19 protein-coding genes and 1 tRNA gene are annotated in these 19,078 nt (G+C 61.9%); 15 read left to right on the top strand and 5 right to left on the bottom strand.

Features of this window, described 5'->3' with window-relative positions:
* The first annotated feature begins 29 nt into the window (after positions 1 to 29).
* The 5 genes from DQG19_RS17650 to DQG19_RS17630 all read left to right on the top strand — a co-directional run bounded on the left by DQG19_RS17650 (position 30) and on the right by DQG19_RS17630 (position 3,904).
* Positions 30 to 653: a hypothetical protein gene (locus tag DQG19_RS17650; protein ID WP_116127620.1), complete on the top strand. Its 624-nt coding sequence runs from the start codon at positions 30 to 32 to the stop codon at positions 651 to 653.
* A gap of 139 nt (positions 654 to 792) precedes the next feature.
* Positions 793 to 2,091, top strand: coding sequence for a citrate (Si)-synthase (locus DQG19_RS17645; protein WP_116127619.1), 1,299 nt, complete (start codon positions 793 to 795; stop codon positions 2,089 to 2,091).
* Between the two features lie 21 nt (positions 2,092 to 2,112).
* Positions 2,113 to 2,502, top strand: coding sequence for a glycine cleavage system protein GcvH (gene gcvH / locus DQG19_RS17640; RefSeq protein WP_116127618.1), 390 nt, complete (start codon positions 2,113 to 2,115; stop codon positions 2,500 to 2,502).
* On the top strand, positions 2,418 to 2,945 hold the full coding sequence (locus DQG19_RS21680; protein ID WP_116127617.1) for a VanZ family protein: 528 nt from the start codon (positions 2,418 to 2,420) through the stop codon (positions 2,943 to 2,945). The genes gcvH and DQG19_RS21680 overlap by 85 nt, the downstream gene beginning before the upstream one ends.
* A gap of 23 nt (positions 2,946 to 2,968) precedes the next feature.
* Positions 2,969 to 3,904, top strand: coding sequence for an energy transducer TonB (locus DQG19_RS17630; protein WP_116127616.1), 936 nt, complete (start codon positions 2,969 to 2,971; stop codon positions 3,902 to 3,904).
* 65 nt (positions 3,905 to 3,969) lie between these two features.
* Here DQG19_RS17630 and DQG19_RS17625 read toward each other — a convergent pair whose 3' ends face one another.
* The gene (locus tag DQG19_RS17625) at positions 3,970 to 4,617 is read right to left on the bottom strand and encodes an ATP-dependent Clp protease proteolytic subunit (RefSeq protein WP_116127615.1); all 648 of its coding nucleotides are present in this window, start codon (positions 4,615 to 4,617) and stop codon (positions 3,970 to 3,972) included.
* A gap of 230 nt (positions 4,618 to 4,847) precedes the next feature.
* Positions 4,848 to 5,375 (bottom strand): RNA polymerase sigma factor, encoded by a 528-nt coding sequence (locus tag DQG19_RS17620; RefSeq protein ID WP_116127614.1) that lies wholly within the window; start codon positions 5,373 to 5,375, stop codon positions 4,848 to 4,850.
* Positions 5,376 to 5,521: 146 nt separating this feature from the next.
* Here DQG19_RS17620 and DQG19_RS17615 point away from each other — a divergent pair.
* Positions 5,522 to 5,595 (top strand) — tRNA-Pro (locus tag DQG19_RS17615).
* A 53-nt stretch (positions 5,596 to 5,648) separates the two neighbouring features.
* Here the strand turns inward: DQG19_RS17615 and DQG19_RS17610 are convergent.
* The 3 genes from DQG19_RS17610 to DQG19_RS17600 form a co-directional block, all read right to left on the bottom strand.
* A complete protein-coding gene (locus DQG19_RS17610; RefSeq protein WP_116127613.1) occupies positions 5,649 to 7,445 on the bottom strand; it encodes an SLC13 family permease in 1,797 nt (598 codons plus the stop codon).
* A gap of 61 nt (positions 7,446 to 7,506) precedes the next feature.
* Positions 7,507 to 10,182 carry a M1 family metallopeptidase gene (locus DQG19_RS17605; protein WP_198661797.1) on the bottom strand — a complete coding sequence of 892 codons (2,676 nt, stop codon included), beginning with the start codon at positions 10,180 to 10,182 and terminating at the stop codon, positions 7,507 to 7,509.
* Positions 10,183 to 10,296: 114 nt separating this feature from the next.
* Positions 10,297 to 10,695 carry a DUF4890 domain-containing protein gene (locus DQG19_RS17600; RefSeq protein ID WP_116127612.1) on the bottom strand — a complete coding sequence of 133 codons (399 nt, stop codon included), beginning with the start codon at positions 10,693 to 10,695 and terminating at the stop codon, positions 10,297 to 10,299.
* A gap of 174 nt (positions 10,696 to 10,869) precedes the next feature.
* Here DQG19_RS17600 and DQG19_RS17595 point away from each other — a divergent pair, with 174 nt between their 5' ends.
* The 9 genes from DQG19_RS17595 (at position 10,870) to DQG19_RS17555 (ending at position 19,055) form a co-directional block, all read left to right on the top strand.
* Positions 10,870 to 11,919: a sensor histidine kinase gene (locus tag DQG19_RS17595; protein ID WP_116127611.1), complete on the top strand. Its 1,050-nt coding sequence runs from the start codon at positions 10,870 to 10,872 to the stop codon at positions 11,917 to 11,919.
* Complete coding sequence (locus DQG19_RS17590) at positions 11,916 to 12,617, top strand: LytR/AlgR family response regulator transcription factor (protein ID WP_116127610.1); 702 nt, start codon at positions 11,916 to 11,918, stop codon at positions 12,615 to 12,617. Before DQG19_RS17595 ends, DQG19_RS17590 begins: the two co-directional genes overlap by 4 nt.
* A gap of 24 nt (positions 12,618 to 12,641) precedes the next feature.
* On the top strand, positions 12,642 to 12,914 hold the full coding sequence (locus DQG19_RS17585) for a YciI-like protein (RefSeq protein WP_116127609.1): 273 nt from the start codon (positions 12,642 to 12,644) through the stop codon (positions 12,912 to 12,914).
* Positions 12,915 to 12,996: 82 nt separating this feature from the next.
* Complete coding sequence (hisA, locus tag DQG19_RS17580; RefSeq protein ID WP_116127608.1) at positions 12,997 to 13,716, top strand: 1-(5-phosphoribosyl)-5-[(5-phosphoribosylamino)methylideneamino]imidazole-4-carboxamide isomerase; 720 nt, start codon at positions 12,997 to 12,999, stop codon at positions 13,714 to 13,716.
* Between the two features lie 351 nt (positions 13,717 to 14,067).
* Positions 14,068 to 15,246, top strand: a complete 1,179-nt coding sequence (locus tag DQG19_RS17575; protein WP_116127607.1) for a hypothetical protein — start codon at positions 14,068 to 14,070, stop codon at positions 15,244 to 15,246.
* Positions 15,247 to 15,297: 51 nt separating this feature from the next.
* Complete coding sequence (locus DQG19_RS17570; protein WP_116127606.1) at positions 15,298 to 16,542, top strand: 3-phosphoshikimate 1-carboxyvinyltransferase; 1,245 nt, start codon at positions 15,298 to 15,300, stop codon at positions 16,540 to 16,542.
* A 27-nt stretch (positions 16,543 to 16,569) separates the two neighbouring features.
* Positions 16,570 to 17,346, top strand: a complete 777-nt coding sequence (locus tag DQG19_RS17565; RefSeq protein WP_116127605.1) for a M48 family metallopeptidase — start codon at positions 16,570 to 16,572, stop codon at positions 17,344 to 17,346.
* 9 nt (positions 17,347 to 17,355) lie between these two features.
* Positions 17,356 to 18,234 (top strand): flagellar motor protein MotB, encoded by an 879-nt coding sequence (locus DQG19_RS17560; RefSeq protein WP_116127604.1) that lies wholly within the window; start codon positions 17,356 to 17,358, stop codon positions 18,232 to 18,234.
* A gap of 68 nt (positions 18,235 to 18,302) precedes the next feature.
* Complete coding sequence (locus DQG19_RS17555) at positions 18,303 to 19,055, top strand: ribonuclease H-like domain-containing protein (RefSeq protein ID WP_116127603.1); 753 nt, start codon at positions 18,303 to 18,305, stop codon at positions 19,053 to 19,055.
* The last annotated feature ends 23 nt before the right edge of the window (positions 19,056 to 19,078 follow it).

Below are 19,078 nucleotides of genomic sequence, written 5' to 3'. Positions count from 1 at the left end.
CGAACATCGGTGCAGGTGGCAAGGTAGCGATGGAAACAGCCCTGGCCTTCGCCCGCCCCCGCCACATGCCCCAATCCCACTTTTCCCTGGTTCGGTCTGCCCTGATCGGCGGTCTGCTGGCCGCGGTGGTGATTTTCGTGGGGACCTACTTACTGGGTAGCATTTCCGACCGCGAGGCCATCGAGAATCTCAAGGAAATACGTCCCACCCTGCGCTTTACGGCGAGCGGATCGATGACGGCCACCTCTACGATTCTGGCCCTGATGCTTACGTTGCTATCATTCACCGAGCAAACGGACCGCCGGCTCAAGGGCTACCACTACGACCGTATCTGGTGGATCGCCCGCTTCGCCGCGGGAATCTTTATTGCGGCGCTTATCCTGCTGATGAGCCTGAACGTCCCCATCAGCAACGCCCGTGAGGCGCTGGCGGGCTTTTACAACGTGGTGTACTACGTGATGCTGGTGTATACGGCCCTGATCGGGGGCTTTATGATCACCATCATCCTGCTGCTGTACCAATCGGCGCGCGACATTATCCGCATCGCCCACCCGGACCGCCAGGTGGTGGACCTGTACCAGGAGGAGCATAAGGATACCGACCAATTCAAGCGGGAGCGGGAACGGATGCGCGAGCCCGACGACGATGACTGAGCCCCGGCGCGGGCGCGGGCGCGGTACCGGCGGATTTTCGTTTCTTGCCAGTCCGACAAACCCGTACAACCCTCCACCACCCATAACGTTAGCTTGCTAACCTCCGCAACGCACTAAACTCAAACTCTCTACCCACTCGATGGAAGCCCTTAAACAGAAATTCGCCGACAAGGCCCTTTCCCTTTATCAAGAACTTCGCGCCACCTCCAAGGAGCACGGCGGTCAAAAAATTGACGAGGTAACCCTAAGCCAGGTTCTCGGAGGGGCACGGGGCATCAAGATGATGCTCTGGGAAACGAGTCAGCTCGATCCGAATAAGGGTATCCGGTTCCGTGGCTATTCGATCCCCGAAATCAAAGAATCCCTGCCCAGCGGTCCCCAGGGGGAACCCAAGCCCGAGGGACTATTCTGGCTCATGCTGACCGGCGAGATCCCTACCGCCGAGGAAGTCGACGCCCTGACCAAGGAATGGCAGCGCCGTGCCGAGGTACCTCAGGCCGTCTTCACCACGCTGGACAGCCTGCCCGCCGATACCCATCCGATGACCCAGTTTACCATCGGTATCATGGCCATGCAGCCGGAGAGTGTTTTCTCTCGGCGGTACTCCGAGGGGCTCCCGAAGTCGGATTACTGGGATGCGGTCTACGAAGACAGCATGAACCTTATCGCACGGCTGCCCCGCGTGGCCGCGTACATCTACCGCCGGGCCTTCAAGGACGGACAGCACATCGAGCCGGACACCAGTCTCGACTACAGCGCTAACTTCGCCCACATGCTGGGTAGCGACGATGAGGACTTCCGGAGTCTGATGCGGCTTTACCTCACCATCCACGCCGACCACGAGGGAGGAAACGCCTCGGCGCACACCGTGCACCTGGTAGGCTCCACCCTGAGCGATCCCTACCTGTCATTCGCGGCCGGTATGAATGCGCTTGCCGGCCCCCTGCACGGCCTCGCCAACCAGGAGGTGATCAAGTGGATCTTCGAGATGATCGACAACCTGGGCACCAAGACACCCACCGAAGAGGAGATCGCCGACTACGTGCAGCGCACGCTGGACGAGGGCAAAGTTATCCCCGGTTACGGTCACGCGGTGCTGCGTGAGCCCGACCCCCGCTTTACCGCCCAGCGCAGGTTTGCCGAGCAGTACATCAAGGACAGCGACCTGATCTCCACCGTTTGGAAGATCTTCGATGTGGTACCTCCCATTCTGCAGTCGCTCGGTAAGGTCAAGAATCCCTGGCCGAACGTCGACGCGCACTCCGGTGCTTTGCTGGTGCACTATGGCTTCAGCGAGTTCAGCTACTACACCGTATTGTTCGGCGTGAGCCGTGCCCTAGGCGTGCTTGCCGCGGGCATCTGGAGCCGTGCTCTGGGTATGCCCCTCGAGCGTCCCAAGTCGGTTACCAGCGAGTGGATCAAGAATCAGGTAAAATAAACGTTACAAGAAGGCAGTACCATGAATGTACCCGGTAATCTCCTGTACACCGAAGAGCACGAGTGGGTGCTCATCGAAGGCAATGTAGCCACGGTAGGCATCACCGATTTCGCGCAGGAACAGCTCGACGAGCTCGTCTACGTAGAAGTCGATACGGTAGGGGAAACCCTCAACCGCAACGAGGAATTCGGCACCGTGGAAGCGGTAAAGACGACCAGTGAACTCTTCATGCCCGTGGCCGGCAAGGTCATCGAATTCAACAGCGAACTCGACGAAGGATCGGGGGACAATCCCACGCTCGTCAATGAGGATCCCTACGGCAAGGGCTGGATCGTAAAGATCGAGCTGAACGACCCCGAAGACCGGGAAGGCCTGCTGGACGCGGCGGCCTACACGGAATTAATTTCCTAAAAAATTTCCCCCTGCCACCAAAATCCCCTCCTGCCGCATCTTACCTTCGAGTAAGGCAGTACAGCCGTTGGATAACCGGGGCTTACACCCTGTTACTTGTTTACGTCAGCCTGGCGCCGGGACAACGCATCCCGACTATTTTTGACTGGAGCAAGCTAATTTCACCGGATAAGATTGCACATTTTGGCGCTTACGCCTTTTTTGCAGTATTATTGTCTTTCTCAATAGGCACGGCTTCCTACCGGAAGCGGGCGGCAACGGCCGCCCTGGCCGCCGCCCTTTTTGGAGTTCTGATGGAATTCCTGCAGGGCATCGCCGGGACCGGTCGTGATTTCGATCCCGTCGATATGGTAGCCAATCTGATTGGAGCTTTGCTGGGAGCCGCGTTAATACTGCTGCTCCGCCCCCTTTTGACTAAGTACCTCGCTCCGGCGGGGTCGTAGCGATAACTTTTTAAACTTTTGCCATGGACCAACTATCTATTACAGGTGGTACCCTGGCGATTGCCTTCGGAGCCATCCTCCTCTTGTTCATCGGCCTCATCGTACTGATGCGGAACGTGTACAAGTCCCGGACCGAAAAGGGCATCGCCGGAGAATTCCACTCCGAAGCCGAGCAACACAACTCTTACCTGGACAACCGTGCCAAGTACGAGCGCGTGGATGTCTTCGGCCTGAGCTCCACCTTCTTCAATTTCGGTCTCGCCCTGGCTGTCGGCCTGTCGCTCCTCGCTTTCGCCTGGACGCAGTACGAAGCAGAGATCGTCATTCCCGAAGGTGCACTCGAACTCGACGAAGAGATCGAGATGGAGCCCCCGCGGACGGCTGAGCCGCCGCCCCCGCCTCCGCCCCCGCCGCCCCCCGTCATTGAGGAGGTGCCGGAAGAAGAACTGATCGAAGAGGATCCCCCCGAATTCGAGGATACGTCCATCGACGAGGAGACTATCATCAAAGAAGCTCCGCCGGAAGTGAAGGAGGACAAGGCACCGCCCCCCCCGCCACCGCCGCCGCCACCGCCGCCCGCTCCCGAAGTGGAAGAGATCTTCAAGGTCGTAGAAAATATGCCGCTGTTCCCCGGATGTGAGGACCTTGGCAGCTACGCCGAAAAGAAGGCCTGCGCCGACAAGAAGATGCTCGAGTTCATCTATGGAAACATCAAGTACCCCGCCATCGCGCGTGAGAACGGTGTGGAAGGAATGGCAGTAGTTTCTTTCGTAGTCGAGAAGGACGGTACCGTTACCGATGCCAAGGTGGTCCGCAACCCGGGCGCCAAGACCGGTGAGGAAGCCCTCCGCGTAGTCAACCTTATGAACGATAAGGGTATTCAGTGGATTCCCGGTAAGCAGGGTGGTCGCGCGGTTCGCGTCCAGTTCAACCTGCCCGTGAAATTCCAGCTCGAGTAATACCTCCCCTTTATTCCACGGCAAAGAAGGCCGGCAGCTCCCAGAGCTGCCGGCCTTTTGTCATTTTAGCCTACAATCTCGTCGACGAAGCCCCACTCGAGCGCACGTTCCGCTTTCATCCAGTGATCGCGGTCTGCGTTGCGGCGTACCTCTTCTTTTTCCAGCCTGGTGTGCCGGCTCATGATCTCGTATAGTTCATCCTGCAATTCGAGGATCAGCCGGTAGTTGATCTCCATATCGGATACCTTGCCCTGCATGCCCCCGGAGGGCTGGTGGATCATTCCCCTCGCGTGGGGTAGTACCGTCCGTTTACCTTTCTCACCGGCGCAGAGGAGCACCGCGGCCATACTGGCTGCAAGACTCGTACAGGTGGTGGCTACCGGACAGCTGATATGCTGCATCGTATCGTAGATGCCCAGCCCGGCTATGACCGACCCTCCCGGCGAATTGATGTACAGGGTGATCTCCCGTTGGGGATCCACGCTGTTCAGGAACAGGAACTGGGCCTGGATGACGTTGGCCACGTAGACGTTCACTTCCGTACCCAAAAAGATGATGCGGTCCATCATCAGGCGGCTGAATACGTCGAGCTGGGCTACGTTGAGTTGCCGCTCCTCAATGATGGTTGGATTAATGGAGGCGGAAGCGACCCGGCTGATCGAAGCTGCATCCAGGCCATGGTCCAGGGCGGCATAGCGAAAGAAATCTTGCATAACGGAATGGTATTGCCATGGGGGGGATCGCTCCCCTCACGGAGATGAAAGATGATTGGCGATATGGAGCGGTTAGCTGAGGGAGAAGCGGAAAACGCGGCTTAGCCAGACGAATGCATGGAAGCGCCTTCGTGGCCTGCCGACTTCGACCCAACCTTCTACTTGTTGAAGTGAGAAGGGAGGGGGCAGTACTTCGGGCAGCTCACGCAGGAGGCGGTCGGTAGGGGAATTCACAGCAGCAGTATTGAACGGTAAATCCGGAGGCGCTCGGCGAGCCGCAGCTCACGGCCATCCTCGGCGAAGGTGTCGTGTAATTGCCGGCGCGCGCGACTGATGCGTGTTTTCACCGCTCCTTCGGTGGAATGCTGGATCTCGGCTACCTCGCGTACCGAGAAGCCGCTGACCGCCGTCAGCAGCAGAGCTTCCCGGCTCTGCTCGAGAAGCTGATCGACGGCCCGCAGAAGGAAATGAAGGTCGAGAGCCAGTTCCGGACGCGCGGGAATCCGCTCCGAAAGCAGCTGTTGGCGGTGTTCCAGGAAGCGGCGATGCACCCGGCGGGAGCGCAGGGCGTTCCGCATCCTGTTGTTGACGATGCCAATCATATAGCTGAGTAGGCAGTCTTTCTTTTCCAGGTTGTCCCACTGCTCGAGGGCGCTCAGGATGGCGTCCTGGGCGATATCGTCGGCACTGTCCAGCCCAAGGGACCGGCCAGCGCAATAACGGGCGAAGCGCTCGTGGAGCGGGGCGTACCCCTGCATAAACGCGGCGGAGGTTTAGGAGGAGGCCATGGTAGCGTTGTTTGTCCTATAGTAACGCTCGCGCCGAAAAAGTTACCCGACATCCGATGTCCGCCACATCCGATGTGCAAGGTTTCCTAGGAAGGCTTATCTTTGCCGACCGATTGCGGGATGTAGCGCAGCCCGGTAGCGCGCGTCGTTCGGGACGACGAGGCCGCTGGTTCGAATCCAGTCATCCCGACCTAAGCCAGGAAGCCCCGCTTCCTGGCTTTTTCTTTGCACCTGCGTCCGCGCCTACAGGCCGAACAGCAGCGGTACGGCCAGGGTGGTCACCACCCAGAAGATCAGGCTCAGCGGGGCCCCGATACGGGTAAAGTCCATAAACTTGTAGCGGCCCGCGCTGTAGACCATCGCGTTGGTCTGGTAGCCCACCGGCGTGAGGAAGCTCGCGGATGCAGCTACGGCCACCGTGACCAGCAAGGGCAGCGGATCGATGCCCACCTGCTCGGCGGCGGCAATTGCTACCGGGGCGAGCAGGGCGGCCGTAGCGTTGTTGCTCATCACCTCGGTCAGGAGAGTGGTGCTGAGGTAGAGGGCGGCGATGAGCGCGTAGGGTCCCCATTCGAAGATACGCCCCGTCAGCAGGGCGGCGACCGTATCGTCGAGGCCGCTATTGCTCATGGCGCGGCCCAGGCTGAGGGCTCCCGCCAGCAGGAAGACGATCTTCCAGTCGATGGCCTCGTAGGCCTCGGACATGTTGATCGTGCGGGCCAGTACCAGCACGCATACGCCCAGGAGGGCGGCGATACTGATCGGCAGCAGGCCGAGGGTGGCGATGGTGATAACGCCGAGGATCAGGGCGGACACGAAGTAGAACCGCCCGCGGTGGAAGTCGGCGATGGTATCGCTCGACAAGAGGATGAACGGACTGTCCTGCTCCTGCTCGATGTGCTGCAACTCGGATACGTAGTGGCTTTTCACCTCCGCGAGGATCACGTCGCCGGGCGTCAGTTGCAGGCGGTAAAGGTGCTCGTGTAGCGTTTCCTCCCGTTGGCGGATCGCCAGGGGGACGGCCCGGTAGCTGCGGCGGAAGTCCACCTCGCGCAGGGTCTTACCCACGAACTCGGAATTGGGGGTGACCACCATCTCTACCAAGCTGCTGTTGTCGCGCTCCAGGCCCGTGCCCATCACCCGCACGCTGCCGGAGTTGTCCACGAGGCGGACCCAGTCCTTTAGTCCAAGAATCTTTTTCCGGTCGCAACGCACCTTCAGGGTATCCCCCATCACGAGGCGAAAGTCGCCCGGGGGTAGTACGAAGGACTGGTTCTCGCGGCGGACCTCGATGATGTCCATATCCAGTTCCCGTACCAGGGGCGAATCCATGATGCGCTTGCCCGCGAGATCGGGGTGATTGAGAATGACGATCTCGGCCAGGTAGTCGTGAAGGGAGAATTTATCCTCAAGGTTGCCCTCCGTTTCCCGGTCGGGCAGGAGGCGCGAGCTGAAGTACGTAAGGTACATGGCCCCGATACCCAGCAACACTAGGCCGATGGGGGTGATGGTGAACATATCGAGCCCCGCCAGGCCGTGGGTAGTCGCCACGCCACTGATCAGAATGTTGGTCGACGTGCCGATGAGGGTACACAGCCCACCGAAGATGCTGGCGTAGGAAAGAGGGATAAGCAGTTTTGACGGCCGGATCTTCGCCGTGGCGGCGATGCGAATGATGACCGGGATAAAGACGGCGACCACCGGGGTGTTGTTGATGAAGGCCGAGCTGAAGGCCACCACCAGGATGAGCTGGAACAGGGAGCGCCGCGGCCGCCGGCGAAAGCCCATGGCCATGGTGCCGGCAATCTGTTGCAGGGCTCCGGTCTTGAGCAGGGCGGCCGACAGCACGAACATAAAGGCCACCGTGAGGGTAGCATCGTTGCTGAAGCCGGCCAGGCCCTCCTGGGGACTGATCACCCCTCCGACGACCAGGGCCACTACGATCAGCATGGCGATCAGGTCGACCGACAACCACTCCGTAACGAAGAGGATCACCGCGCCGAGCGCGACGAGCAGGGTAATGATGGCTGGGGTGAGCATTAGCAGGCGCAAAGATAGCTATACCACCCACGACGCTCACCCCATCCATGGGGAACCGCTCCTAGAACTGCTGGTAGATGCTTTTCAGGTCGGCGTTGGTTTCCGTGGCCTTTATCGTTTCCAGGCTGGTCCCCATCTCCATAATGAGCTTGTTCATGGCGTCGGGGTCGTCGAACTCCTCCGCGCGGTCGGCCACGTCGTTCCGCAGGTCACTGATGGCCTTGGTAGCGGCGAGTCGGCGCCAGGGGTTCTGTGACTGATCCAGGGCAATCTCCTTGAGGCGGGCCACACCGGCGGTCTGATCGGCGGCCTGTCCCTTGGCCAACAGGGCCTGGTAGGCCGTGTAGAGGCTGATGGCACCGTACCCTTCGGCTTTGTTCAGCCGATCCTCGAAGAAGGGCAGTTTGCTCACGTCACCCGACTCGGAGTATAGCCCGGCGAGGGCGTTGCTGATGTCCTGATTGTCTACCTCCTCCAGCTGGGCAGCGGCCTGGCTGGCGGCTACGGGGTCGGCGGCTACCAGGGCCTGCAGGCCGGCGGCTACCACGGCGTAGGGGCGGGCGTCCATGGCGGCGCGGGCGATGGCGGGCAATTCATCGTCTTCGAGCTGGGTCAGCAGGTCGATGGCACTGGCCCGCACCTGCGAGTGGTCGTCGGTACGCGCGATCTCCCGCAGGGCTTCCAGCTGGCCGGGGGTGGGGGCCTCCAGGCTCTGCAGGGCCACGCCACGTATGGCGTAGAAGGTATCGCGAAGCGCGGCGGTGAGGATCTCGTCCTTCATTTCGGCGTGGTCGTCCAGGCTGCCGATCAGTCCTACGGCCTCGTAGCGGTCCAGGAAGGCGGGGGCGTAGCGGAACTGGGCGGCGAGTTCCTCGGGCGACTTGTTGTATTCGGTCTGGGAAAGCAGCTGGTGCTCCGGATCGAAAATGACCACGTCCGGCGCGGCGGTAGCGGGAAACGTAAAGGTCTGTTCGCGCTGGTCGATGGTAATACGGTGCCGCTCGGCGATTCCGTTGGTGTAGACATCAACGTCGACGGGGATCTTGAAGACCGCCGGTACGTTGTCGTCGGTGTCCTGCACCTGGGCTACGTTCACGGAGACGCTGCCGTCGCTGTAGTCGGTAGTGATCTGCAAGCGGGGGTGGCCGGCGCTGAGGTACCACTGGTCGAAGAACCAGGCCAGGTCCTCACCGGTCGTATCCTCGAAGGCCATGCGCAGCTCATCGATCTCAACGGGGCTGTACTTGTAGCGCTCCAGGTAGTTTTTGAGGCTGGTGAAGAAGGCCTCGTCGCCCACGTAGTTGCGCAGCATGTGGAGGACGGCGCCGCCCTTGTTGTAGCTGTGGGCGTCGAACATGGCCTCCTTGTCGGGGTAGTCGTACCAGATCAGCTCGTGGGGCGGATTATTCTGTACCGAGCCGAAGTAGCCCTGCCATTCCTCCAGCAAGTGATAGTCGGCGGCGTCGCGACCGTGCTTGTGCTCCATCCAGAGGTACTCGCTGTAGTTGGCGAAGCCCTCGTTGAGGGTAAGCTGGGCCCAGCTTTCGCAGGTCACCAGGTCACCGAACCAGTGGTGGAACATCTCGTGGGCCACTACTTTCTGGTTGTAGTCCACGTCGATCAGGTCGCGGTCCGTGCCGTTCATGAACTCGCCGAAGATCACGGCGGTGGTGTTCTCCATGGCGCCGCTCACGTAGTCGCGGACGGCTACCTGGCTGTACTTCGGCCAGGGGTAGTCGACTCCGGTCAGGTCGCTGAAGAAGGTGAGCAGCTCCGGCGTGTAGGGGAAAATGGAGGTGGCGTAGTCGGCGTACTCCTTTTCCATGTAGTAATTGACGGGGATGCCGTTCCAGTCTTCGTCCTCCACGATATCGAAGTCACCGACCACGAGGGCGAAGAGGTAGGGGGCGTGGGGCAGGTCCATCTTCCAGTAATCGGTCCGCTGGCCGTTGCCGGCGGGCTCCGAGCTCACCAGCACGCCGTTGGAGAGGGTCTCGTATTCGTCGTCGACGGTCACGTAGATTTCCTGGGTACAGCGCTCGTTGGGCTTATCGATAGTGGGAAACCAGCGGCTGTTGTTTTCGGTTTCGCCCTGCGTCCAGATCTGCCGGGGCTTGTCGCCGTCCTCGCCGCGGGGATTGATAAAGAACAGTCCCTTGTCGGAGGTGATGGCTCCGCCGGCGGTACCGGCTTCGGCCGGGGTGGCCGTGTAGTCGAGCACAACGGTGAATTCCTCTCCCCGGGTGTAGGTGCGGTCGAGCTCGATCGTCACTTGCTGCTGGTCGCCTTCGTAGGTGTAGTCCAGCGCGGTCCCGTCGGCGAGGGTGATGGAGTTGAAGGTAAAATTCTTGGCGTCCAGCGTCAGCTCGTTGGTGGGGCGGAAGAGGGGCTTGAGGCGCAGGGTGGCCACGCCCATCACCATTTCCTTATCCCAGTTGAAGCTGACCTCCAGCTTGGTGTGCAGCAGGTCGTGTACGCGGTTGAAGGCGACGGCGCGCCGGGGCAGGGTGGTGGGGATCGGAGCTTCGTTCGTGCCGTCCATTTCCTCCTCCGTGATCACGCCGTTGGTGGCGGGACTGACGGTCATCGTATCCAGGTTACGCAGCTCCGTGGTATCTACCATGGCTACCGGCTCCTCGGGGGTAGTGGTGGGGCTGGTGCTCGCCGTGCGGGTGGTGGTACAGCTGGCGGCGAGCAGGAGGGTGGCCAGCAGGCCCGACAGGGTCAATCGTTGCATTAAAGCTAGGTTTAAGCCAATAGGACGCGGGCGGGGGGCAATTGGTTTAGCGGGCGGGGCCGCAGGTGCCGTGTCTGTACGACAATAGCCGGAGCTTTTGGCTCCGGCTATCCTCTAGTTGCGGTCTCCGCCGCGGCGTCCCCGGCGGTGGCCATCTTCCCTGCGGTCGCGGCGGCGTTCCTGCAGGGCTTCCAGCTTGGCGTACTGCTCCTCGGTGAGCACGGCCTTCATCTCGGCTTTCCGCTTATCGTTGGCGGCTTGCAGTTCCGCGCGGGCGGCGGCGCGTTCCGCCTCGCGGTCGGCGCGGGCCTCCCGGATGTCCTCGGCGAAGCGCAGGTTGATCTCGCCGACGCGCTCTTGCTGCTCGGGGCTGAGGTCCAGGACGGTGGCGAGGCGTTCGGTCTGTTTGGCGGCCCGCTCGGCGGGGGCGGGCCGGTCCCCGGCGGCGCGCTGGGCATCGGCGGTGCCGGCGGCGAGGACGAGGAGGGTGAATAATATGGCTTTGGTAGGCATGGTAATTCGGGTTGTGATGATGAATAAGCCGGGGGACGCTGCCGCCGGGGTAGGATACAAAAGTGCCGCTCCGGTGCCCGCGCCGCAACTCTTTTCAACGAACGGCCCCGTTTCTTCAACGTACACCCCGGTCCGGCCTTTCACCGCCGACCGGGGCGGGCGATCTTTGGCCCCATGGAACGACTCCGGCTTTCCCGTCTTACGCTGCAGGTCCTGGCCTGGGTGGGGCTGTGGGCCCTCGTCTTCCTCGTCCTGGGCGGGGACGTGGCTTCGCCGGGCCGGTCGCTGCGGCGCCTGTTGCCCCTCCTCGCTACGATCGGTGTAGTGGTGGCGCTCAACGGTTTGGTGTTGCTGCCGAGACTGTACTTCCGCGGCCGGCGCGGCGGGTACCTGCTGGCGGCCGTCCTGCTGGTGATCGTGGCTACCCTGGTGGCGCAGAACGCGGGCTTCTCCGGCCGCCGCTTTCCAGTCCTGTACGAGCGTATGTCGCGCAATCGTTCCCTCGGGCTGGGCACCCTGCGGTACGCACTGCCCATTGCCACCTCGCTTCTGGGATCGGTGGTCTTCGAGGTGATGCGCTACGCCGGCTTCCGCGAGCGGGAGGCGGTACGGGCCCAGCGCGAGCAGTTGGCGACCGAGCTGAAGTTCCTGAAGTCGCAGGTCAATCCGCATTTCCTGTTCAACAGTCTCAACAACATCTACACCCTCACCCTCCTGCACGACGAAAAGGCACCCGAAAGCCTCCTGCGCCTCTCGGGCATGCTCCGCTACATGCTCTACGACTCGGAGACGGAGTCGGTGGCACTGGGCCGGGAGATTGCCTACATCCGGGACTTCATCGCGTTGCGGCGGCTCAAGGACAGCCGCGGGATGGATATCCGCGTGGAACTGGACGACCGGTGGCCCGAGCTGCGTATCGCCCCCTTATTACTTATCCCTTTCGTGGAGAACGCCTTCAAGCACAGTCGGGTGGAGGACCTGGAGGACGGGTATGTGAAAATCAAGCTCACCACATCGGATGTGCGGAGCACATCCGATGTGGTGCTCACCTTTTCCGTGGTCAACAGCGTACCGGCACGGACGTCACCGGCCGACCGGGTCGGGGGCATCGGGCTGGAGAACGTGCGCAAGCGGCTGGAGCTCCTGTACCCCGGCCGCCACCACCTCCGTATCCTGCCGGGGGGGAACACCTTTACCGTAGAACTGAAGCTTGACCTGCCATGAGCGTACTGAATTGCCTCATCGTGGACGACGAGGAACTGGCGCGCCGCCTGGTGCGTGCCTACTGCGAACGGCTGCCCGACCTGCGGGTGGCGGGGGAGGCCGCCCACCCTCTGGCGGCCCGGACCCTACTGCGGGAGCGGGCGGTGGATCTGCTCTTCCTCGACATTCAGATGCCGGAAATGACGGGACTCGACTTCCTGCGCAGCCTGGGCCGTCCGCCCGCGGTGATCCTCACGACGGCCTACGCCGATTACGCCGTGGAGGGCTTCGAGCTCGACGTGGTGGATTACCTGCTCAAGCCCTTCGCCTTCGATCGATTCGTGCGCGCCGTGGGGAAAGCCCGGGATTACCGGTTTGCGGATGCCCCCGGCACCGGCGCCCCGCCGCCCTTCCTGCTCGTGAAGGCCGACCGCAAGACCTACCGCCTGCCCTACGCGGACATCCTGTACATCGAGAGCCTGCGGGAGTACGTAGGGTACCACACCCGGGACGGCCGCCGGGTAGCGCTCGGATCGCTCAAGCAGCTCGAGGAGAGCCTGCCGCCCGGCTTTCTGCGGGTGCATAAATCCTACATCGTGGCCACCGATAAGGTGGAAGTACTCGACGGCAACCAGCTCCACATCGGGGACGCCCGCATCCCGATCGGGGGCAGTTACCGGGAGGTAGTAAAGGAGCGGCTCTTCAATTGCGAACCCTGACTTCCCTTGCGGCGATATAGCAGCATGGCCCATTACCTGCTCTTCTACGAAACCGTCGACGGCTACGTCGATAAACGGCAACCCTACCGGGACAGCCACCTCCGCCTCGCCAAGGAATACCGCGAACGCGGTGAGCTTATCATGGCCGGTGCCTACGCCGACGCCGGCGGCGCCCTGCTCGTCTTCGAAGGCGAAACCGACAACGTGGCCCGCGCCTTCGCCGAAGCCGACCCCTACGTGCGCAAGGGGCTCATCACCAAGTGGTGGGTGAAGGAGTGGACGGTGGTGGTGAATTAGTTCTGTAGTACGGTAGTTCTGTAGCCTCAAGGTTAGTACGTGCGACTACAGAACTACCGTACTACAGAACTACCTTAGCGCCATGCACATCATCCCAGCCATAGACCTGATCGACGGCAAGTGCGTCCGGCTGACCCAGGGCGACTACGCGCAGAAGACCGTATACAATGAAGACCCCCTGGCCGTGGCCCGCGAGTTCGAAGCGGCGGGAATCGAGCGACTCCACGTGGTGGACCTGGACGGCGCCCGCGGCGGCGGCATCGTCAATCACCGGGTGCTGGAACGGATTGCCGGCGGTACCAATCTCAGGATCGACTGGGGCGGCGGCATGAAGAGCGACGAGGACCTGCGCGTGGCGTTTGAGGCCGGCGCCCACCAGGTCACGGGCGGCACCATCGCGGTGAAGCGGCCGGAGGTCTTCCTGGGATGGCTGGAGAAGTACGGGCCCGAGCGGATCATCCTCGGTACCGACGTGCGGGGGGACAAGATCGCGGTGAGCGGCTGGGAGGAAGCCAGCGACCGGGAGCTGTTCGAGTTTTTGGCGGACTACGTAAAACAGGGCGTGCGCTACACTATCTGTACCGACGTGAGCAAGGACGGACTGCTGCAGGGGACCGCCCGCGAACTCTACGCCCGCATCCGCCGGGAACAGCCCGAGGTAAAGCTGATCGCCAGCGGCGGCGTAACCACGACCGACGATCTGGATGCCCTCGAAAAGCTGGACTGCTACGGCGTCATCGTGGGTAAGGCGATCTACGAAGGGCGCATCAGCCTGGAGGAATTGCAACGCTACCGGGAGTAAATCCGGGTCCTCCTACAAGCTTAGTGTTAAAAAGGAGAGAAGCCATACTGGCCTTCTTGATTAGAAAGTTATATCACCACAACACCGATGTGTATCGGGGTTGCGCGACCGCATGCCGCTTCTATTGAAGCGCCGCTTCCTGGTGTACCTACTATGGCTAGTATTTGGTGCCAGCAAGACGCGGTCGATATGTTTTTTTTGGATTAAGACACTGCAATGAACAAATCGATTTCACCAGACGGCGTCTGCCGTCTCCGGTCCCCGTTTGCGCGGACCAATTCATCTTATTCTTCGACGCTTACCCGCCAAACCGGACGTCCACGGACTCGCACTATCCTCAAGGTCCTAGCTGTGGTAGGTATATCGGTACTGTCCGGCAATCTCCCGGCACAGGATACCCTCCTCTACTTCTCCTGGGATAACTCGGTCACCCAACCCGACATTAGTCCGGCCGGCAAAGCCGCCACGACTGCCAGTCCCTACGCAAAGGTCAGCCCCGGCGGCGCGAAGGGGACCAACGGCCTAAATCCGGGAAAAGGCCCCGCCAACGAAGTCGCCGACCTAAACCTAAGTTATCCGTACCACCGGGATTTTGACGTTGTTGGCGTTGATGTATCCTACGATTACCAGCGCGACGAGGCGGTGGGGACCATTCTGAGCCGGGGTAACGGCTTCGTTTTCGGGCAAGCGGACCGTGCGTACGTGAAGTACCGGGTGGAGAACGGCAACGGCGGCTACACCGAAGTGGTATCCGGCAGCTATCCCTATAACGGAAGTACCCACGTCCTGCAGACCACGCGGTTCACTTACAATCCCCTCAGCGGCAGCGCGACGTTGACGGTTGACGGCGTGGAAATGTGGACCAATCCCGTCAAAACCCCGGGAAGAGGCCTTGTCTGGGAGGCCAACACCCCCTTTCTCATCGGCACATCCCTGGACGCCACGGGCAACAACCGCGTGATCCTGGACAACCTCGTATTTGCCCGTTTTACTCCGGCCGCCTCCCCGGCGTTGCCGGTCGAGCTCACCTACTTCGAAGCCAATCGGCGCTTTGACGGCGTGGAACTGTCGTGGGAAACCACAAGCGAGGTGGATAACGCTTACTTTTCGGTGGAGCGGTCCGACGATGCGGCTACCTGGCGGTCCATGCTCTCGCTGCCGGGCGCCGGCAACACCTCCCTGGCCCGGCAGTATTCCGCCGTCGACTATGTTCCGCTTACCGGCCCGACCTACTACCGCCTGCGGCAGGTTGATTACGATGGTACGGCCACTTACTCGGCCGTACGGACGGTGCGGGCGGGGGCAGCGGCATCGGCGGTTTCGGCCGCCCCCAACCCGGCTTCCGACCATATCCTAATCACGGGTGCGGCGGGGCCCTTTAAGCTGGTCGATACCTACGGGCGGCAGGCGGGGCGGCTCGCTCCGGTCCGGATCTCGGAGACGGCCTTCCGGCTCGACGTGTCCGCGCTGACGCCCGGCAACTACTACCTACTGCACCCCGGCGGAGCCATCCGCGTGGTGAAGCTGTAGGGTAGGGGCGATCACCGCTCGTTAATTCCTACCCGGTTTACCTTTGCGGTTATGACGCTCAGCTACCCCGGCGGCCCCCTCGAAGGCCACCTCCGCCTTACCGGTTCCAAATCCATCGCCAACCGTGCCCTGCTCATTCAGGCGCTGACGCCGGGCGGCTTTACCATCAACGGACTGGCGGCGGCCGACGATACCGTACGGATGCAGCGACTGCTGGCGAGCGAGGACGAAACACTCGACTGCGGGCCGGCCGGCACGACCTACCGCTTCCTTACCGGCTACCTGTGCCGCCGGCAGGGGACCCAGTTACTCACCGGCAGCCAGCGGATGAAGGAGCGCCCGATCGGCATCCTGGTGGACGCACTGCGCACGCTGGGCGCCGACATCGAATACGCCGAAAAGGAGGGCTACCCGCCGTTGCGGATCGGCTACAGCGCCCTGGACAAAAGCGACCGGGTGTCGATCGCCGCCGATACCAGCAGCCAGTATATCTCGAGCCTGCTCATGCTGGCCCCGACCCTGCCCACCGGGCTGAAACTCACCCTGGAGGGCGAGGTGGTAAGCCTGCCCTACATCAAGATGACCCTGGCGCTGATGGGCCACTTCGGCATCAAGCACCACTGGGAGGGGCAGACGATCGTCATCAACCCCCAGGTATACCAGGGGCGCGACTTCACGGTCGAGGCAGACTGGTCGGCCGCCAGCTACTACTACAGCCTGGCTGCCCTGGCCGATTCCTCGGACCTGCGCATCGATGGCCTGTTCGCGGACAGCCTTCAGGGCGATAGCGTGGTGCACCGGCTGTACGAGGAATTCGGGGTGTCCACGACCTTCACCGACACGGGAGTACACCTGACCAAACCCGCGGGTATCCAGCCGCCGGCTCTCTTCGAGCACGATTTCGTGGAGTGCCCTGACGTGGCCCAGACCCTGATGGGCACCTGTGCGGGACTGGGGGTGCAGGGACTATACTCCGGACTGCAAACGCTGTTCATCAAGGAAACCGACCGGGTGAAGGCCATGAAAACCGAACTTGGAAAGGTAGGCGTGAGCCTCTACAAGATTCCGCCCCACATGACCGGCAAGACCGGTATCCGCTACTTCGCCCAGGAGGGGCAGGCCGACTTCGCGGGCGGTACGCCGACCTTCGCTACCTACCATGACCACCGCATGGCGATGGCCCTCGCGCCGCTGGCCCTCCTGCATCCGGTGGCGATCGAGAACCCGGAGGTGGTCGAGAAGAGCTATCCGGACTTCTACCGTGATCTGGCCGGCCTAGGCTTCACGGTAGAGTAGCCGGCGGGTGCGCACTACCTTAGCGCCATGCCCCGCACCCGCAAGACCGGCGAGCAACGTACCACCCTCGAGCTGAACGGAATCCCCGTGCCGCTGCGCATCATCACCGAGCGGGGCCGCCGGTCGACCATCGCCTCGGTGCGGCAGCGGGCCCTCTACATCCGCCTGCCCGCCGGCCTGAGCAGCCGCGAGCGGGAGACCCGCCTCACCGAAATGCTGGCCTGGGCCCGCCGCACCGCGGAGGAGAAACCAGAGGCCTTCGCCCATTTCGCGCCGCCGCCGCCCGCCAGCGTGTACACCTTTCCCTTTGGCGAGCGGGAATACCGGATCACGATGGGCCACCACAACGGGGCCACGCACCGGCTGGTAACCGACGGAGACGACGGGCTTGCGGTACACCTCAGCACCCGCGACGCCCGCCGCCACCCCCAGCGGGTCATTCCCAAGTTGCTGGCCCGCCACTTTGCCGGCCGCTGCCTGTCCGAGGTGACCGAACGTGTTCACGCCCTCAACGCCGCCCACTTCGGGCGCCCGATCAATGCGGTAAAACTGAGTGATACCTACAGCCGGTGGGGGTCCTGCTCCCACCGCGGGAACATCAACCTGGCGACCCGCCTCTTGCTCGCGCCGCCACCGGTACTCGACGCCGTGATCATTCACGAACTGGCGCACCTGGTGGTAGCCGATCACTCCCCCCGCTTCTGGGCCGAAGTAGCCCGGGCCCTGCCCGACTACCGCGACTACGACGAATGGCTGCGCGAGCACGGCAACAGCCTGCGTTTCGATCCGTTAGTATTAGGCTAATTTTACCCCATGCGTCTACTAATGATCGGCCTGCTGGCCCTGGCCGTAACGGCCTGTATCTCCCCCAAGAAAGCCGCCGAGCGCTACCAGCCGCAAATCGACTCCCTGGACAGCCTCGCCAACGTGCGTGCCGACTCCATCTACCGGCTTACCCTGGCCCTCGAACGGAGCCGCGGCGGCAACGATATGCTCCTCGAAACCCAGAACCGCCTGCAGGATCGGCTCATCGAGCAGGACGACCGCATCGAGGCCCTGGAGCAGGACCTCAACTCCACCAGCTCCGAAATGGGCGAGCGGGTGACCGAGCTGCGTGCCGAACTGAGCCGCAGCGAGCGGCTGCGCGATTCCCTGGTCCGGACCCAGGAGCGCATTGTCGGCGATTACGCGGGGGGCCTCACCAGTGCCGGTAACCAGCTGAGTGACTCGCTGGAAACCAAGGTCGACAGCAACCTCTACGAGATCTACGAGGTGCCGGGCGAACTCGTACTGAGCGTGCAGGAGAGCGTACTGTTCCGCCCCCGCTCGATGGCCTACCTCGCCAACGGAAACGAGGCCGTACTCAACGCCGTCACGAAGGCCCTGCAAGACAATCCCCTTCTCAAACTCCGCATCGTCGGGCACACCGACAACCAGCCCAATCCCGTGCGCGGCACCAACAACTGGCAGTACGGAGCCATGCGGGCCACCAAACTGGCCGATGACCTCGCCACCGCCTATTACGTGAGCCCCAACCGCCTGGTAGCCGCCAGCCAGGGCGAGTATGGTCCCACCCGCAGTAATGCTACCGAAGAAGGGCGCTTCGCTAACCGGCGTATCGACTTCGTATTCACCAGCAGCGTCGCCAACCTGCTGCGTTCCCTGGAGCGGGCAACCGACATCAACGAGTAAACATTTCGCGTACAAAACAACAATTTGTATCAAAAAAGCTATACCTTTGGGGTTCTTACGGTAGCATTATGGTAGATCAGATCGATATTACGAAAGTCCTGTTTCTCGACATCGAGACGGTGAGCGGCTCCCCGAACTACACCAGTCTCGACGAAAACCTGCAGCAGCTCTGGTCGTATAAGGCCCCCTCCGCCCTCAAGCGTTACGGCGAGACCCTGACCGAAGACGAACTGGAGGCCGCGTACGACGACAAGGCCGGCATCTTCGCGGAGTTCGGCAAGATCGTCTGCATCAGCGTAGGTGCCGTGTACCGAGATAATTCCCGGCAGCTGAAATTGCGCCTGAAGTCCTTCGCCGGCCGCGACGAAAAACAGTTGCTGGAGGAATTCAGCGAGATGATAGACCAATACTACGGGGACGTTAACAAATTCTATATCTGCGGCCACAACATCAAGGAATTCGACGTGCCGTATATGTGCCGCCGCATCGTCGTCCACCAGTTGCCGATGCCGGTCCTGCTTGACATCTCCGGCAAAAAGCCCTGGGAAACCAAGCACCTCGTGGACACCATGGAACTGTGGAAATTCGGGGACCGCAAGTCTTACGTTTCCCTGAAGCTCCTCGCGGGGATCCTCGGCTTTCCCAGCCCGAAGGACGATATCGACGGCAGCGACGTGGGGCGGGTGTTCTGGGAAGAGGACGACGTGGAGCGCATCGCCGTGTACTGCGAAAAGGACGTGCTCGCCACCGCCCAGCTTTTCCTCCGGTATCAGCGTAAACCGCTGCTGGAAGACGAACAGGTGGTATTCGTGGAGCGGTAGGGTGTACACGCGTCCGGCACCCG

Origin of the sequence: Lewinella sp. IMCC34183, from assembly GCF_003390915.1 — a bacterium.
In the GTDB taxonomy this organism is placed as follows: Bacteria; Bacteroidota; Bacteroidia; order Chitinophagales; family Saprospiraceae; genus Neolewinella.
This window is presented reverse-complemented; position numbering and strand designations above follow the sequence as displayed.